The following is a 17,005-nucleotide window of genomic DNA, read 5'->3' as shown; positions in this document are numbered from 1 at the left end:
TATTCTCCCGCAGTGTTCGTCATAATCGTTCACGGTTTTTCATGATTCACCAAAAAACTCAGAGATTTTAATACTCCTCGAACAATGATATGATTTGTCAAGTTGTGAACAAAGTTATCCACATATACCGTCGAAAATGTGGATAATAATGCTCAAAGCAAGCAGGCCAAGACTTTTTGGAGGTAGCAAGCTAGGGGATATTTTGCACCTCTGACTTTTGTGAAAACTGTGGATAATGTGGATAAAAAGGTGGATAAATTTGGTTTTCATTTGAAGATGGCTTTTTGACAATAAAAAAATGGCCTAAAAGGCCATTTTTCAATATCACTCATACACATAAGTTGTGGATATCTCTGTGTACAAAAAGAAGGAAGAGGCAAATGTGAAATTTCTAGGGCTGAGATTTTATGCAGTAGCTTTTAATCCTCTAACAGTTCTTCCCATGCCGCATAGGTTTGAGCCAATTCCTGTTTATGGTTGTCGAGTTGTGCCTGAATTTCCTGAAGCGCCTCGTAATCCTGATAAATCTCGGGTAGGGTCATTTGCTCCTCTAGCCCTAAAATTTGCTCCTCCAACACTTTGATTTGGTTTTCCAGGGCTTCCAGCTTACGCTGACGGCTGCGTTCCTCGCTCTTGGCTTGTTTGTCTGCTGCATAGGTAGCTGCGCGTGATTTAGGTGTAGTCTCGTCTGTTACGGATGCAGAGGCAGCCGATGTTTTGCTGCGGGTGGCCTGACCTGCCTCCAGAGCTTCCAGCGCTATCTCCTCCAGCTCCTGTTTTTTGGCTACATAGTCATCATAATTCCCCAGGAAATGTTGTATCCCTTCAGGATGAAGCTCAATGACACGCTCCGCCATTTTATTCAGGAAATAACGGTCATGGGAAATGAATAGCAATGTACCGTCATAGTCCATCAAAGCAGCTTCCAGCACTTCCTTGCTGAACAGATCCAGATGGTTGGTAGGCTCATCGAGAATCAGTACATTGGCTTCGCGAAGCATCAGCTTGGCCAGAGATACACGGGCTTTTTCACCACCGCTTAGTGTAGATACCTTTTTTAGTACATCGTCACCGCTGAACAGGAAATTACCCAGTACCGTACGTATCCGTGCTTCCTCCATATGAGGGTACTCGCTCCACAGCTCCTCCAGCACGGTATTGGCCGGGTTCAGATTCGTTTGCTCTTGGTCATACAGGCCGATTTTAATTTTTGTGCCCCAGTGAATGGAGCCGGCAGCAGGCTTTAACGATCCGGTCAGGCACTTGAGCAGCGTCGATTTTCCAATCCCGTTTGGACCAATCAGTGCCACCGTATCTCCACGTTTTAAGTCAAAGGATGCATGCTGGAATAAAGGCTTTTTACCTTCATACGCTACGGAGAGGTCGCGTACCTCCAACACTTCCTTACCCGACATAAAGGCTGTTTCAAAGGAAAAATGTGCTTTTTTCAAATCGCCCATAGGACGATCCATACGCTCCATTTTATCCAGCTGCTTGCGGCGGCTCTGGGCACGTTTGGTTGTGGAGGCTCGCACAATATTGCGTTGTATAAAGGCCTCCATACGGGCGATTTCCCCTTGTTGCTTTTCGTAATGCTTGAGATTCGTTTCGTACTCGGCAGCCTTCAACTCCATATAGCAACTGTAGTTGCCTGTATAGCGGGTGGAGCGGTGGCGCTCGATTTCAATGATAGTCGTTACCAGTCGATCCAAAAAATATCGGTCATGTGATACGACCAGCAAGGAGCCGGAGTAGCCGCGCAAATAGTCTTCCAGCCAGGTCAATGTCTGGATATCGAGATAGTTGGTCGGCTCATCGAGCATAAGCACGTCCGGGGCAAGCAGCAGAATGCGTGCCAGTGCGAGACGTGTTTTCTGTCCGCCGCTCAGTGTAGCTACAGGCGTCTCCGGTGCAAATGAACCAAAGCCCATGCCATGCAGCACGCTGCGAATACGGGTCTCCATTTCGTAGCCGCCGTGATCCTTGAACCAGTCTGAGCGTCGTGCATAGCGTTCGAGCAGATCAGCATAGCGCTTTTCGTTCTGCGCATTGGCCGGGTCAGCGATTTCCTGCTCCATTTGCCGCAGCTCCTGCTCAGCCTCAATCAGCGGAGCGAAGACCAGCATCATTTCTCCCCAGATAGATCGGTCGGAATTCAAGCCGCTGTTTTGTGCCAGATAACCGATGCTGGTCTCCTTTGCTTTGAAAATTTGTCCACTGTCATAGGATATTTCACCAGCAATGATTTTGAGTAGGGTCGATTTGCCTGCACCGTTCACACCTACCAGTCCAATGCGTTCACGTTCCAATATTTGAAGGTTAATCCCGTCGAGAACGGGCTCAATTCCATAGGATTTTGTAATTCCGGTTACTTGCAATAGCATCGCGTATCGTTCCTCCATTACATTTTGCACAGTTTCCCTGCTTTCCCTGCAGGTGCCTTCCTTCCAGTTTACATGAAAATACCCACTATTGCACTGCTATTACCTCGTAAACCCTTGAGCCACGTGTAGTCAATTTGTATAAACAATGATAAACTTAAATGAGGACTGAAAAAGAATGAAAGAAACTTGCAACGTACAGCACTTACTGACAAATGGGTTAATTGTAACGTTTTGAAGCATTATCAACGATTGTGCGGGAGGGCGGATATGTGGATGTCTGTAGTGTAAAGAACGCGCTCCGTTTGCAACAACGAGAAGCACGGGACTCCATGGACCCGCTGACAAGGCAGAAGGCATCGGCTGTGGCCTGTCGGCATGCAATCGAGGCATGGGAGCAGCTTAGAATAAACAGAAACGGAGATAAGCTAACGTTATTTAGCTATCTCTCATTTGGCAGCGAGATTTCGACAGCTCCCCTCATTGAGCATTGCTGGTCACAGGGGGATCGTGTTCTGGCTCCGAGAGTGGATACGGTAACCCGGACCATGGAGCTAAGAGAGATGGATCAGCACGGGGATATCGTGTCAGGCATTTGGAACATTCCTGAGCCTGCACCCACATGCAAGGAATGGACGCCTGAAATGTGGGCGCAAATCGATTGGGCTGTTGTGCCCGGCCTGGCCTTTGATCGTCGTGGGGGCAGAATCGGCTACGGCGGGGGCTATTATGACCGCTTTACTGTACAGCTTGAGGCAGGGAAGCGTAACAACGGCTGCGCAGGTCCGCTTTATGTTTCGCTGCTGCTTCCGGGACAATTGCTGGAGCAGGTGCCCATGGAGCCGGGGGATTTGAGAGTGAATGTTCTTTTTACCCCGGAAGGGTCTTTAAATTGTGATTATGCATAACTGACAAATGACTAATGAAACGAAGTTCTGGCATGTGAAAGGAGCTGTGAGGGAGTCATGGATTCCTTTACTCATTTTAACGAACAGGGACGGGCTCGTATGGTGGATATTTCGGGCAAAACGTCGACGGTTCGTACAGCAGTCGCTGTGACACGGATTACAATGAATCCGGCAACATTGACGGCTGTGAAAGAAGGCAGGATCGGCAAGGGCGATGTACTCGCTGTAGCGCAGGTCGCAGGGATTCAAGGTGCGAAAAAAACGTCGGACTGGATTCCGATGTGTCATCCGCTGGCCCTGACAGGCGTGAATATTACTTTTTCCGATAATGGGCATGATGTGCTCCATATTGAAGTTGAAGTGAAGACCGAGGGTAAGACAGGTGTAGAAATGGAAGCTTTGACAGCGGCTTCAGCCGCAGCGTTAACCGTGTATGATATGTGCAAGGCGCTGCAAAAAGATATGATCATCGGCCCTACCATGCTGCAATCGAAAACAGGCGGCAAGCATGGGGATTTTCAAAGGGAGGACCACCGGGAACCTTGACATAGATAACATTGTCGCCGAGAGGGTACTGTGATGTGATGGAGGATGCAGCGTGGCTGTTTCTGATTTTCAGAAGAGAAAGTATTCTTTCATGATAGGAGAAGGGTGATCTTATGGTGTGGAAAACGGCGATCCTGACAGCCAGTGATAAAGGGGCAAGAGGAGAGCGTGAGGATACAAGCGCACAGGTCATCCGGGAGCTCGTCGAAGAAGAACTGGGCGGAGAGATTGTAGAGTACCGGATCGTTCCCGATGAACCGGATGAAATTATTGCGGCTTTAATCGAAATGACCGATTATTTTCATGCAGACCTGGTACTGACTACAGGCGGAACCGAACTGGCGATCCGTGATGTGACACCCGAGGCAACTCGGCGGGTCGTGGAACGGGAAGTGCCAGGTATGGCGGAAGCTATGAGAATGATCGTGATGCAGAAAAATCCGGCGGCTATGCTATTCCGAGGGATTGTGGGAATACGTGGGCGCACACTGATCGTAAATTTGCCGGGAACGCCCAAAGGCGTACATGAAAATTTGGCGGCTATTATGGATCAGCTCCCGGAGGCGCTTCTTATGGTGACAGGTCAGTTCCGGTAGAAGACAGCATTTGTGTGTGGTATGATACCCTTAAGGATTGATTAAGGAGGATTGCTACACATGCCCAATATTGGAGCACCGGGTTATATTTTGTTGATTATTCTGGCCCTGCTGCTATTTGGCCCGAACAAGCTGCCTGAGTTGGGACGAGCTGTGGGCCGTACATTCCGTGAGTTTAAAAACGGGGCACGCGATATTTTATCCGAAGACGAACGGACGGAGCGTAAAGGCGCCAAAGATAGTGTGGTTCAGGCAACCCAGCCGACGCCTTCAGAAGTTCAGACTCAGCCTGAGGATAAACGGTTGCCGTAAAATTATTTTTTAGTATGAGCATGAGCCTCTTCTTTAGGGAAGGGCTTTATTTTTTAGCGTTTCTACAGTACAGCATTCCGTTCGGAAAGGAGGAGTGGGTTTGACCTCATCAGAGCATGAAATGTCGCTAGTGGAGCATCTGGGCGAGCTTCGTCGCAGAATTATTTATGTGCTGATTGTATTTTTCCTGGCGCTGGTTGGCGGCTTGTTCGCGGCGGGGCCTGTCTATGACTGGCTTATTCGCTCCGGTTCGGCGCAAGCTTTTCAGCTGAATGCATTTTCCTTTTGGGACGGGATCGGTATCTACATGAAGATCGCTATGATCATCGGGATTGCGGTGGCGCTACCGTTTGCATGTTATCAGCTATGGAAGTTTGTCAGTCCCGGATTACGGCCGCAGGAGCGGAGTGCGACTTTGCGTTATGTGCCTTATGTGCTGCTGTTGTTCATCATGGGCACAGCTTTTGCTTATTTCATTATTTTCCCGATGGCGATTCAGTTTACGTCGTCTGTCACCAAGAGCATGGGCTTGCATGAAACATATGGTATTGCACAGTATTTCACCTTTATGTTTAATATTGTGCTGCCTGTGGCGCTCTTATTTGAACTCCCGTTGCTAATCATGTTTCTGACAGGGATTCATGTTTTAACTCCGATGAGGCTTCGCAAATGGCGGAAAATTTCTTATTTTCTGCTTGTATTCGTCGCGGTTGTCATTACCCCACCGGACTTTATATCCGATTTTTTGGTGGCAATCCCGTTGCTGGTGCTATATGAGGTGAGCGTGTACTTGTCATCCGTCGTGTATCGCAGGCAGCTGCGTGCACAGGAGGAACGTGAGGCCCAAATGAATGTAGAAAAATAAGCATCTGCCTAAGACAGCGGTTATTTTTAAGTCAGATGGAAATAATCGAGAAGGGCTATCCATAAAAATTCCCATAAAAAATACATTAGGGACTTGAAATTCAATCTCAAGTTGAGTATCATAAAGTTGGTTGTTAGCACTGACGACTGTCGAGTGCTAATACATACAACATAACAACCAAATTACAGTATAAAACACTTAATAAGGAGGCTATTTTTTCATGATCAAACCTTTGGGTGAACGCGTATTGGTGGAAGCAATTGAGCAAGAGCAAACGACTTCCTTCGGGATCGTACTTCCTGACTCTGCCAAGGAAAAGCCGCAAGAAGGCAAAATTATCGCGGTTGGCGCAGGCGCATTGAAAGACGGTGCCCGTATTCCTCTGGAAGTAAAAGAAGGCGACCGTGTCATTTTCTCTAAATACGCTGGAACGGAAATCAAATATGAAGGTAAAGAATATTTGATTATGAAAGAAAGCGATATCCACGCGATCATCGGTTAACCGGAATCCGGACAGGACCTGAATATAGGAATCGAACAAATCATTCATAATCCATAGGGAGGTTTTACACAAATGGCTAAAGACATTAAATTCAGTGAAGACGCTCGCCGCTCCATGCTGCGCGGGGTAGACGCATTGGCTAACGCTGTTAAAGTAACACTCGGACCGAAAGGCCGTAACGTTGTACTTGAGAAAAAATTCGGTAGCCCGCTCATCACAAATGACGGTGTAACGATTGCAAAAGAAATCGAGCTGGAAGACGCATTCGAAAACATGGGTGCTCAACTGGTTAAAGAAGTAGCAACCAAAACAAATGATGTGGCTGGTGACGGTACAACTACCGCTACGGTATTGGCTCAAGCCCTCATCACTGAAGGTTTGAAAAACGTAACTGCTGGTGCAAGCCCAATCGGTATCCGCAAAGGGATCGACAAAGCGGTTAAAGCGGCTGTTGCTGAACTGCAATCCATCTCCAAGCCTATCGAAAGCAAACAATCCATTGCACAAGTAGCCGGAATTTCCGCTGCTGATGATGAAGTAGGCGAACTGATCGCTGAAGCTATGGAAAAAGTGGGCAAAGACGGTGTAATCACTGTTGAAGAATCCCGCGGTTTTGCAACAGAGCTGGAAGTCGTTGAAGGTATGCAGTTTGACCGTGGCTACATTTCCCCGTACATGATTACAGATACGGACAAAATGGAAGCTGTACTGGACAATCCATATATCTTGATCACAGACAAAAAAATCACGAACACACAAGAAATCCTGCCATTGCTTGAAAAAATCGTACAACAAGGCAAGCCACTCGTTCTGATCGCTGAAGATATCGAAGGCGAAGCGCTGGCGATGCTGGTTGTCAACAAACTGCGTGGTACATTCAATGCTGTAGCTGTTAAAGCTCCAGGCTTTGGTGACCGTCGCAAAGCAATGCTGCAAGATATCGCTGCCCTGACAGGCGGTCAAGTGATCACGGAAGAGCTGGGTCTGGACCTGAAATCTGCTTCCGTAGACCAACTGGGTACAGCACGTCAAGTGCGTATCACGAAAGAAAATACGATTGTGGTTGACGGTGCTGGAAACAAAGCCGACATTGACGCTCGTGTTAGCCAAATCCGTACACAATTGGAAGAAACCACTTCCGAGTTCGACAAAGAGAAGCTGCAAGAGCGTCTGGCTAAATTGTCCGGCGGCGTAGCAGTAATCAAAGTCGGTGCGGCTACTGAAACAGAATTGAAAGAACGCAAACTGCGCATCGAAGATGCCCTGAACGCAACCCGTGCTGCGGTTGAAGAAGGTATCGTATCCGGTGGTGGTGTAGCGCTCCTGAACGTATACAAAGCAGTTGCAGCTGTTGAACTGCAAGGTGACGAGCAAACAGGCGTGAACATCGTGTTGCGCGCTCTGGAAGCTCCAATCCGTACAATCGCTGCTAACGCAGGTGAAGAAGGCTCTGTAATCGTTGAGCGTCTGAAACGCGAAGAAGTTGGCGTAGGTTTCAACGCAGCTACTGGCGACTGGGTAAACATGATCGACGCTGGTATCGTTGACCCTGCGAAAGTAACTCGTTATGCATTGCAAAACGCTGCATCCGTAGCAGCCATGTTCCTGACTACTGAAGCGGTTATCGCTGACAAGCCAGAACCAGAAAAGGCTGCAATGCCTGATATGGGCGGCATGGGTGGAATGGGCGGCATGATGTAACAAAGGGTATCAAAACCCTGTAATACCGCTATTTAAAAGGCTCCCGAGAGGGAGCCTTTCTTCATTAAATCACGAAAAAATCACATTTCTTGCAAAGGGAGATGATCTTTCGTGAAATTGAAGTTCAATATATCTGCAAAGTGAATTCTTATTTTCTCATTAGCATCCTTTTTCATCTTTTCTGTGACGTGTGTGTAGATCTTTAGAGTTGTTTCTGGGTCATCATGTCCAACGCGCTTCATAATCGTTTTTAGGTCTACTCCAGCCTCTGAGAGCATGCTTATGTGGGTGTGTCTGAAGATATGGGGAGTGGCTTCTTTTTTGATTGATGTTTTCTTTAAGATTCTATCCATTCTAATCAAGATATTTTTTTGGATGAATGGATATCCATTGTCACGACAGAATACGAAATCCTTGTCATGATAGTCAGGGTACATTTTTCTGTTTTCCTGAACTATTTTTTGCTGCGTATTTCTATAATCGGCAAGCAAGTCCATAATGGTTTCGTCCAAGTCGAAAGTGCGGATAGACCCTTTAGTTTTAGGTGGGGTGAGTTTATATAGCTTCATATTGTTTTGCTCATTATAGAGAGTCTTGGTCACTCGAATTTCATTCGTTTCAAAATTAATATCCGTCCATTTTAAGGCACATAGTTCCCCTGAACGCATGCCTGAAAAGGCGAGAAGATAAAAACGCTCTAAATCCATTGGTAGGCCATGCAGGTATACTGCCTGAAGGAATTCCGTTATTTCAGGCTTTTCTAAAAATTCGTCTTCAATGGTCGTATTTTCAATTTCTTCTACAGTCAGCATTTTGGCTGGTATGACTGCACCGGTGCAAGGATTGTCCAATCGCATTTTATTTTTTATTGCATATTTCATAATCATATTCGCAGTGACATGTACCCCTTCAATTGTAGTTCGGGCATATTTTTTATCATCGAGATCATTGAGTATGTTTTGATACTGCTTATGCGTTACCTTGTCAATATTTACTTTGGGAATGTATCTCACCAAAATTTTAATTTCTTTGCTTCTGACTCTGACGGTGCTTTCTTTGACCTCCCCTTTAGAGTAGGTTTTCAGCCAATCCCATGCAACTTCCTCGAAAGGGAGCTTTTTTACTTTCTTCGCATCCACGCCATGTTTAACAAGATCATCTAGAACTTTTTGAGCACGAGCAAGAGCTTCCTTCTGCGTGTCTCCCCTACGAGGTATCTGCTTGCGCTTCCCCGTCACAGGATCAGGAGGGCCTTCCAAAGTACATATCCACTTATAACCCTGCTTATTGTTTGCTTTAATTTTAGTGAAAGATGCCATACATTCTATCTCCTTATATAGGTACAAATGTTCGCTTTAATGGTGAAAAGAAAAGCCCGAAAGGGCTTAAGTTATGAATTGTTTAATTAATGTTATTGTACTGAAGATCTTAGCGTTTGAAAATTTATTTTATTATTCTTTGTCTTTCATGTCATCAGGCAGCCCCGTTTTTTCAAATAGCATAGTCACATATATTGTATATTCTTGAGAAAAATCTTTTGCATTCATCATTTTCTGATTAAATATATCTATGTGTGTCTCATCTGACTCCTTAATGTACTTTAATAAATGTTCGTATGCTATAAAGCGAGAAGTATAGTATCCATTTGAACTTCTTAACATGTTTTCCAAATCGTATTTTAGGTCATTATGTAACCCGTTAGGAATTTCTATTGAATTAATTTTTTTGATTGTTTCTTTATATTTCTCATTGACTTGTTGGATTTCCTTACAAATGGCAGAATCATCGATTTTATCAGCCTTCAACATGTCAAAAACCCCATTGCCTTGCTGCTCATAGGGAGCCATTTCTTTTTCATATTTATTAAAGATACTCTCAATTTGAAGAGCGTTTTTCTTATCAGCGTCACTGTATGAAGGTACTCTCTCACCACCTTCATTGCTTACTTTAGGAGATACATCAGCTTGTTCTTGAGATGAGTCTCCCTTAGATACTGGTTTGGACTGATCGCTAGTTGCAACTATACAAAGTATTACTAGACTCAAAAGTGAGATTAGAAAACTCCACCTAGCCTTTTTAGTGCGCCTAAATGAAGAGATTATTCCCCAAAGGAGAAAAAGCACAAAGCAAGCGGAACTGATTACAATTAAAAGCGTATAAAACATTTTTCTTTACATCCTTCTATGACCCCATCGGCTGGGAATTTGCTCATTTTATCTTGTTAATTTTATTATCGAAAACTGACAATGAATATGTAATACTTTGTAGGTTGTTACATGCTGTTCTATCATAAAGTAAAAAACAACTTACAATTAACGTTTAATATTCTGCCAGTCGATGAGAAAGCCACCCGCCTTGCGGTGGAGGAATATTTGGAGACAGTTCGGCAGTATCGGCAGATTGGTTTAGTCCGGCGTGAAGCGGCGATTACGCAGGCGTATACCTATAGAGAGCATCAATCAACAAACGTGATCAGCAAGCAGACGGAGGACATTGCCACTTATAACGTAGATAAAGAGGCTGAGCTTCAAGCGAAGGATAAGCTGCTAGAACTGGCAATGAGTAAGCTGTCCAGTATGCAACGGGAGGTTATTCAACGGAGCTATTTGGACGATGAGGGTGAGTTTGATTATATCAGTTGTGGAGAGATGGGAATCAGCGAGAGCTCCTTTAGACGAATCAAGACCGACGCAATCGGCATTTTGGCTGCTTCGCTAAGGCTGATTGTGATAAAAGAAAATAGTGAGGGAATAGCAGCATCATAGATCGACGTAATGTCGGTCTACTTTTTTTTGTGGAAAAATCCGATATATAACAAAAAAAGGAGGGGTATCATGTTAGAGGCGCTCAAAGGGTATTCTGATGCAAAAGATTACTTTAAAAGGAGATTTGATGTAAAATTTCGTAAACCTAATCTTAAGAAAATAGATGAAATTAGAGATATATTAATGAATGAGTGTACTTTAGAGGATTTGAAGGTCCTCAAGGTTGCGTCTAAAAGCGAGTTAGATGAAACAATGGTTTTTAGTTCTACGATTACTGCATTTGGGGCTGTAGCAACAATAATAGGGGTTATAATTAATAATAGCCTAGAAAAGAATGTATTTATTTTTATTATTATACTATTCGCTTTACTTCTCATCATTTCAGCAGCCATTTTTATAAAGGAGATAGGAAGATTGTCTTTACTCAATGAGATAGTTATCCAAAGCTATGAGCAACGAAAAGCGGAAGAACTGGAAAGCTCGAAAGAAAAAGAACCTACAAATATAATAGAAAAACCCTCTACCTGCCTGATAGTTATGAAAGAATAGTGACCGTTTTTTGATCTGAATTTAACCGTTTTATGAACCGCTACTGGATTTTTCATGTGGTAAATTTGTATCATAGAAGAATTGGTGATCAGGAAACTTTTCCTTAGCTTCACCAATCCATAAGCAAGCATAAGGGGGGACGAAAATTCGTCCTCCTTTTTGTTATGCCATAACAAGAAGCTATTCTAAATTTGTACGATTAGATAAAATAAATCACTGTAACAGAAATCCCCATCTTTTGGTTATAATGATATATATAATTATTCATTTGGAAGTGGAGGTATGGAACTGGAATAAAAGAATGATATATCAGTTAGCGTATATCATGTCGGAGAAGAATTTATATGAAAGGGGTTTTCTTTAATGAAATTATATGGGGATATAACCAACGGGTACGAAGGTGAAGATGGGCTTAGAGCGCTGTTAAAACGAGTTTTGGAAGTCTACAAGGTAACTCCAGACACCCTAAGTAAAATTTCTGGAATTGAAGAAGACGTAATTTTGGGATATTTAAATGGTAGGAATGATTTTTCTGAATTAGGTAGTTCGCATTCTAAACTGAATTTCGATAGTTTGATTTTTATGCTCGCCAATGGAATCCAAATGATAGACGAAACTGAGCGAGTAAAGGGCGTTATTGATATTTTGAATCAGCATTGGGGTATTTCATATGAAACCATAGCGCTGTATGCCAAGTTGGATACGAATGATGTACAGCAATTTATGAAAGACCCAAAGTCAATCTCAATAGATAAAAAATATAGTTTATCTGTTACAAGTCTTTTCTTACACTACTTGTTTAAACCAACTCTATAATAGAAAAGAAGCTTATAGTCATTGACTATAAGCTTCTTTATATAATTCAACTCTAATATTACCAATTATGTGTCCAAGTAATCCCGTTTGGGTTAGTGCGAATATAAGGAATTCCAAGTAAAGTGCCTGTACCGTCCAAAGAAGCGCGGTACATATGATTCTTATAACCAGAATAAGCAACTTGACCTGCTAATCCAGATACAACTGCATTCCCATTACTCAATCCAGAAGTCAAATCTGTGATACTCATTATTCCAGTGAAATTATCTATTGGAACCGACGGAGTTATTCTGTAAAAGACATAATTGGCCCCAGCAGTTAAGGAAAGGATTCCCCCAGTGCCAGGGAAATCAACATTGGGATGAACCGTTCCTTCTTTTGGGATTAATGTAAGAGGTATTTCAACAGTTTCTCCTTTAGCCAATTCGATGTCGGAATCACCAACACTGATGGAGTATTTTGCATCTTTCTGGTTAGTAGGTGTCGCTTCTTCTGCAAATGCTGTTACGGACACGGATAACAAAAGGGCAAATGTGAGCAAAATAGAAACCAACTTTTTCATTCTTAAAAATCTCCTCTCACTTTTTTTGATAGCCGGATAGTTTCCAGCTACCATTAAGAGGATTATACAACTATCAAAATTAAAAAACTCGGGAAATATGTAAATAAATGTCGATATATAAAAATTTATTTTACGTGATTACATGTTGGGATGTAAAGAAATCCGGTGACGAGGATAAACTGGGTGAGAGAATTGTCTGGGACGAGTAATATCCAGAAAGTGAGCAATAGCCAGCTTATTATGGTTTAATTGCCCATTTTCCAGTATTGTCCGGTTTTTGTTCTTTGACGGCCATTTTTAGCAATTTGTAAAATGGTCTTATCACTCCTCTCTAGTTACTAAGTACAAATGCTTTTATGCAACAGCGTAGCGTTTTGCATCCCGCTTACGGGAATAGACCCAATCGCTGTTTCTTTTTTCGGGTTCTAAATAAGCGCCTCAGTTCATTTGGTGCTGTAAATACATAGGCAGATACAAGTCACTCATTTGGGTGGCTTTTTTTATTGCCTTGAAAGGATTTTTGGTTTGAAGAAGAAGCAGAAGAAAGGAATTTTGCTATACATGAAAGGCCCACCAAAACAGCCGAAAAAATGCAAAGGTTGTGTTTGGGGAAAATGGGATGGCGTAAAACAGTTTTGTTTACGTCCATGTGTTAGAGAGGGGAAATCTTCTTGAATGTCGAATTGTGGTTTCAGGAGGGGGAGCATATGTTTGATATAATAGCGAATATAAAAGAGCTAAAGGGACTTAGTATTTCAAAGGTCTTAGTCTTCAGTTCATTTATTTTAATCGTTTTGTCATTTATTAGGAAAAACATACCTGATGTAAATGGTGACTTTTTAAAAACGTTATCTTTTTTTTCTAAGAAATTTGGATATGAAAATTGGAGTTCAATTCTTCTAATTTTTCAGATAGTTTTAGCAGCTATCGTGGTGGTGTTGTTTTTCTTATACCTGTTTTGTTTGATAGTTTATTCAGTTTACTGGAAGCGACAAAGAAATGCTCCTTTTCTGAATGCTTTAAGAGAAGATTGGATGTTAAATAAACTTCCTGCTTATTTAGTTTTATCAAGTGTGAGTTACTTAAATTTAATCGGATATTATTTTGTTTTAGAAATTAAAACGATTGACTATTTTATCCCTATGATAATTTCGATATCCTTTTCATTTCTCTTGTTTTTAGCCTTTTTAGGAAAATATCTAATTCAAAATTCTGATTAGTAGGCACTTTCGAGTGCTTTTTCTTTTGCCCTCATATGACAGAATGTGAGCTATTTTGAGCGTTCTTTCTGTTACATGAACGAATGCCGGAAGGAGTGAAGCAAAGAGCAGATAGAGGGCATACACACGCTCTGACAGCCTATCAGCTTGTTACCCGAATATCCAAAACCAACTCAACACAAAAGAGCGCTAATTTCATTCTTGACCACCATCATTTATTGTCTGATACTGGAAGATGTTGTGTCAGATATAGATGAGGAGTGGTCAGATGAGAAAGATTTATATTGTATTGATTGCTTTAGGGATTTTTGGAGTGTGGGCAGGTTCAGGATAGGCTATTAATACATGGATAAACGCTAGTTACCGTGGAACGTTTGGAGATATGTTCGGAGCAGTGAATGCACTGTTCTCAGGCCTTGCTTTTGCCGGACTCATTTACACTATTTCAGTCCAGAGAGATGAACTGCAGGAGCAAAAGAAAGCCATAGAAATGCAGACAGAAGAATTAGCGCTCCAAAGGCAAGCCATTGAGATGCAGACTGAAGAATTAAAGATGCAGAGAGAGGAAACAGCTCGGTCTGCAGATCAATTGGAGGGCCAGAAGAACTTATTAAATCTTCAGATGGCGATGAGTGTGGTAAATGATTTGATCCAAACAAAAAATAAGAGACTTGAAGAAATCATTAATTTTTTGCCTAGAGAGAGGCTTAGAGGGTATAATGCAATTTCTGACTTAATAAAAACTAATGGTCACGATGGTTCTTATAAAATTACAGAAGACGAAAATTACTTACAAGGTTATCTCAATACTATATTTTTCATTCTGAAATTCATACAGAGTTATGATTTACAAAATGATCAGAAAGATATGTTAAGTAATTTGGTAATCATGAACTCTACAGATGATGAAGTGAAACTTATATACGTTGCAGTAGCGAAAAATCAACATCGGTTGATGATGCTCAAAGTCCATGGTTTTTACCCAAGGTATAAAAAAATAACTGAATCAGAGACAATGCCATCCTAATGAAGGGTGGCATTTTTAAGAGGTGTTGAAATGGAAATTAGAGTCCTGCCGATAGAACAAATCAACGCAGCAGCATATAACCCACGGGATGACCTTCAGCCTGGTGATCCAGAATACGAGAAACTGAAGGCCAGCATTGAATCCTTTGGTTATGTCGAGCCCATCGTCTGGAATGAGCGCACCGGGAACATGGTTGGTGGCCATCAACGCTATAAGATCATGGTCAACGAGCTGGGTCATACGGAGCTGACTGTAAGTGTTGTTGACCTGGACGATCAGCAGGAAAAGCTTCTCAACCTAGCGCTTAATAAGGTCAGTGGAAGCTGGGATGATGAAGCACTATACCGTCTGCTCGGTGAGCTTCAGGAAAGTGGAGCGGATCTGGCCCTGTCCGGTTTCGATTTGGAAGAGTTCGAGGACCTGGCGGGAGAGTTTGCTGTTCCACAGGATGAAGCTTTGGACCTTCCCGTTACCGACGATGATTTTGATGTCCAGCGTGCTCTTGATGAAATCAAGGAACCAGAGACCAGGCGCGGGGATGTATGGCAGCTTGGTCGGCACCGCTTGGTGTGTGGAGATGCAACGAATCCTGATGATGTTGCACTTCTGATGGACGGAGCGAAGGCGGCGCTGGTGGTTACTGACCCGCCTTATAATGTAGCGGTAGAGAGCACTTCTGCCCGTTTGGCTGCTGATGGTCGCGGCTCCATAATGAACGACAACATGCCCGCTGAGGACTTCGCGGGCTTTTTGTATGCCGTTTTTTCCAACTATGCAGTGGTGATGCAGCCAACTGCAGCTATATATGTATTCCATCCTTCGTCCTATCAGCGGGAGTTCGAGGATGCGATGAACGCAGCCGGCATCGTCGTCCGGACACAATGCGTCTGGGTGAAGAATGCGGCTACCTTCGGCTGGGCGCAGTATCGCTTCAAACATGAACCTGTCTTTTATGCTCACATGAAGGGCAAAGCTCCTGCCTGGTACGGTGATCGGACACAGACAACGGTATGGAAGGCTGGTCTGCCTGTGGAGGAGCCATTGCCAGAGACGGTATGGGAAGTTTCACGGGGCGATGTGAACAAGTATGTTCACCCCACTCAGAAGCCCCTTGACTTGCTGGCTATTCCAATTAAGAATAGCAGCCAGCGTGGTGACGAGGTTGTCGATTTCTTTGGCGGCAGCGGCTCCACGCTTATGACATGTGAACAGATGGACCGGACATGCCGGACTTTGGAATTGGACCCTGTGTTTTGCGATGTGATCAAAAAACGATTCCTAGAGAGCACTGGTATTGAGCCCGTTCTGTTAAAACGAACCGATGCCACGGTATAATAAAACGCCGTATTTAACTTTGCTAAAAGTAAACTTCTTAAGCTATACCAGCTAATAGCTTGTTAACATTTCCAGCAAAACAATTTAGAAACCTTATGGTATAGTGAAAAATAAGCATGCCAAACACCCTTCCAATTCGAGTTGTATTGGAAGGTTATACCATTAACTTTTTTTTATGTCGGACGGAATGATTTCTTACTTTTTAAAATGGCATACAGCCAATGAACCAGCTTATTTGCACATGCCACTAGAGCAACTTTGTGAGGCTTTCCTTCGGCTCTTTTGNGTGTTGCGAGAACGGATCAACCCACACTGCACGGCCATAACTAGGACATATCGAAGCTGCCGGGAACCGCGTTTGGTGATTCGATTTCGAGTTGCTGTGAACTTACCTGAAGCAAAAACACTGGGGTCAATGCCAGCAAACGCGACCAGTTTCTTTGGATGATCAAATCGGTCGACTTCTCCAATTTTCGATAAAATTGTTGCAGCAATTTTATGGCCAATACCGGGAATAGTCTGGATTAAATCATACTCTTCAATCTCTTTAGCCAGGGCATCTATGTTCTGTTCTAACTCAGCAAGATGCTCCTGGTACTGAAGAATACGGGCGATCAGGATCTTTAGATTAATCAAGTGGCTTGAGTACATCGTTTGCTGAAAGGGATTTTGTTTTGCTGCATCGAGCAATCGTTGGACTCTTTGTTAATCCAATTTTCTGAACGACCTCGTTTTGAAGAAAGTAGAAGGCTGATCTTGGACACCTTTATATGCAGGGAAAACCTGATCCAAGACAGCTTGGAACTGCAGCTTTGTTTGCACACACATCTTTGAAAATGCCTCATATTACCGAGTCAGATAGCGCAGATTAAGCAGCTGCACACCCCTTTTTTTGTAAGGTTCGAATTCTTCCCTATAGT

17 protein-coding genes and 1 pseudogene are annotated in these 17,005 nt (G+C 43.2%); 13 read left to right on the top strand and 5 right to left on the bottom strand.

Annotated features, from left to right (window positions below; genetic code table 11):
* Nucleotides 1–419 precede the first annotated feature (419 nt).
* Complete coding sequence (locus tag LCF57_RS16115) at nt 420–2,384, bottom strand: ABC-F family ATP-binding cassette domain-containing protein (RefSeq protein WP_226001676.1); 1,965 nt, start codon at nt 2,382–2,384, stop codon at nt 420–422.
* A 269-nt stretch (nt 2,385–2,653) separates the two neighbouring features.
* On the opposite strand from LCF57_RS16115, the gene LCF57_RS16110 reads away from it, so the two are divergent.
* The 7 genes from LCF57_RS16110 (at nt 2,654) to groL (ending at nt 7,811) form a co-directional block, all read left to right on the top strand.
* Nucleotides 2,654–3,289 carry a 5-formyltetrahydrofolate cyclo-ligase gene (locus tag LCF57_RS16110; protein ID WP_226001611.1) on the top strand — a complete coding sequence of 212 codons (636 nt, stop codon included), beginning with the start codon at nt 2,654–2,656 and terminating at the stop codon, nt 3,287–3,289.
* Between the two features lie 57 nt (nt 3,290–3,346).
* On the top strand, nt 3,347–3,835 hold the full coding sequence (gene moaC, locus LCF57_RS16105) for a cyclic pyranopterin monophosphate synthase MoaC (protein ID WP_226001610.1): 489 nt from the start codon (nt 3,347–3,349) through the stop codon (nt 3,833–3,835).
* Nucleotides 3,836–3,948: 113 nt separating this feature from the next.
* Complete coding sequence (locus LCF57_RS16100; RefSeq protein WP_013369877.1) at nt 3,949–4,431, top strand: molybdenum cofactor biosynthesis protein B; 483 nt, start codon at nt 3,949–3,951, stop codon at nt 4,429–4,431.
* A gap of 60 nt (nt 4,432–4,491) precedes the next feature.
* Nucleotides 4,492–4,743 carry a twin-arginine translocase TatA/TatE family subunit gene (locus LCF57_RS16095; RefSeq protein WP_226001609.1) on the top strand — a complete coding sequence of 84 codons (252 nt, stop codon included), beginning with the start codon at nt 4,492–4,494 and terminating at the stop codon, nt 4,741–4,743.
* Nucleotides 4,744–4,843: 100 nt separating this feature from the next.
* The gene (gene tatC / locus LCF57_RS16090; protein WP_226001608.1) at nt 4,844–5,608 is read left to right on the top strand and encodes a twin-arginine translocase subunit TatC; all 765 of its coding nucleotides are present in this window, start codon (nt 4,844–4,846) and stop codon (nt 5,606–5,608) included.
* A gap of 220 nt (nt 5,609–5,828) precedes the next feature.
* Nucleotides 5,829–6,110, top strand: a complete 282-nt coding sequence (gene groES, locus LCF57_RS16085; RefSeq protein WP_025685233.1) for a co-chaperone GroES — start codon at nt 5,829–5,831, stop codon at nt 6,108–6,110.
* 72 nt (nt 6,111–6,182) lie between these two features.
* Nucleotides 6,183–7,811, top strand: coding sequence for a chaperonin GroEL (groL, locus tag LCF57_RS16080; RefSeq protein WP_226001607.1), 1,629 nt, complete (start codon nt 6,183–6,185; stop codon nt 7,809–7,811).
* A gap of 80 nt (nt 7,812–7,891) precedes the next feature.
* Here groL and LCF57_RS16075 read toward each other — a convergent pair whose 3' ends face one another.
* Both LCF57_RS16075 and LCF57_RS16070 read right to left on the bottom strand, forming a co-directional pair.
* Nucleotides 7,892–9,130 (bottom strand): tyrosine-type recombinase/integrase, encoded by a 1,239-nt coding sequence (locus LCF57_RS16075; RefSeq protein ID WP_226001606.1) that lies wholly within the window; start codon nt 9,128–9,130, stop codon nt 7,892–7,894.
* Between the two features lie 132 nt (nt 9,131–9,262).
* Nucleotides 9,263–9,976: a hypothetical protein gene (locus LCF57_RS16070; RefSeq protein ID WP_226001605.1), complete on the bottom strand. Its 714-nt coding sequence runs from the start codon at nt 9,974–9,976 to the stop codon at nt 9,263–9,265.
* A 111-nt stretch (nt 9,977–10,087) separates the two neighbouring features.
* Here LCF57_RS16070 and LCF57_RS16065 point away from each other — a divergent pair, with 111 nt between their 5' ends.
* The 3 genes from LCF57_RS16065 (at nt 10,088) to LCF57_RS16055 (ending at nt 11,941) form a co-directional block, all read left to right on the top strand.
* A complete protein-coding gene (locus LCF57_RS16065) occupies nt 10,088–10,576 on the top strand; it encodes an ArpU family phage packaging/lysis transcriptional regulator (RefSeq protein WP_226001604.1) in 489 nt (162 codons plus the stop codon).
* A 69-nt stretch (nt 10,577–10,645) separates the two neighbouring features.
* Nucleotides 10,646–11,125 carry a hypothetical protein gene (locus tag LCF57_RS16060; RefSeq protein ID WP_226001603.1) on the top strand — a complete coding sequence of 160 codons (480 nt, stop codon included), beginning with the start codon at nt 10,646–10,648 and terminating at the stop codon, nt 11,123–11,125.
* Nucleotides 11,126–11,488: 363 nt separating this feature from the next.
* Nucleotides 11,489–11,941, top strand: coding sequence for an HTH domain-containing protein (locus LCF57_RS16055; protein ID WP_226001602.1), 453 nt, complete (start codon nt 11,489–11,491; stop codon nt 11,939–11,941).
* 58 nt (nt 11,942–11,999) lie between these two features.
* Here LCF57_RS16055 and LCF57_RS16050 read toward each other — a convergent pair whose 3' ends face one another.
* On the bottom strand, nt 12,000–12,503 hold the full coding sequence (locus tag LCF57_RS16050) for a hypothetical protein (RefSeq protein ID WP_226001601.1): 504 nt from the start codon (nt 12,501–12,503) through the stop codon (nt 12,000–12,002).
* A gap of 707 nt (nt 12,504–13,210) precedes the next feature.
* Between LCF57_RS16050 and LCF57_RS16045 the strand changes: the two genes are divergently transcribed.
* The 3 genes from LCF57_RS16045 to LCF57_RS16035 all read left to right on the top strand — a co-directional run bounded on the left by LCF57_RS16045 (nt 13,211) and on the right by LCF57_RS16035 (nt 16,085).
* Nucleotides 13,211–13,723, top strand: a complete 513-nt coding sequence (locus LCF57_RS16045) for a hypothetical protein (protein WP_226001600.1) — start codon at nt 13,211–13,213, stop codon at nt 13,721–13,723.
* Between the two features lie 382 nt (nt 13,724–14,105).
* Complete coding sequence (locus LCF57_RS16040; RefSeq protein ID WP_226001599.1) at nt 14,106–14,750, top strand: putative phage abortive infection protein; 645 nt, start codon at nt 14,106–14,108, stop codon at nt 14,748–14,750.
* A 30-nt stretch (nt 14,751–14,780) separates the two neighbouring features.
* On the top strand, nt 14,781–16,085 hold the full coding sequence (locus LCF57_RS16035) for a site-specific DNA-methyltransferase (protein ID WP_226001598.1): 1,305 nt from the start codon (nt 14,781–14,783) through the stop codon (nt 16,083–16,085).
* Between the two features lie 173 nt (nt 16,086–16,258).
* On the opposite strand, the pseudogene LCF57_RS16030 reads toward LCF57_RS16035, so the two are convergent.
* A pseudogene (locus tag LCF57_RS16030) lies at nt 16,259–17,005 on the bottom strand (IS110 family transposase); the annotation flags it as partial.

It is taken from the genome of Paenibacillus sp. BJ-4 (assembly GCF_020404765.1).
Classification (GTDB): Bacteria; Bacillota; Bacilli; order Paenibacillales; family Paenibacillaceae; genus Paenibacillus.
This window is presented reverse-complemented; position numbering and strand designations above follow the sequence as displayed.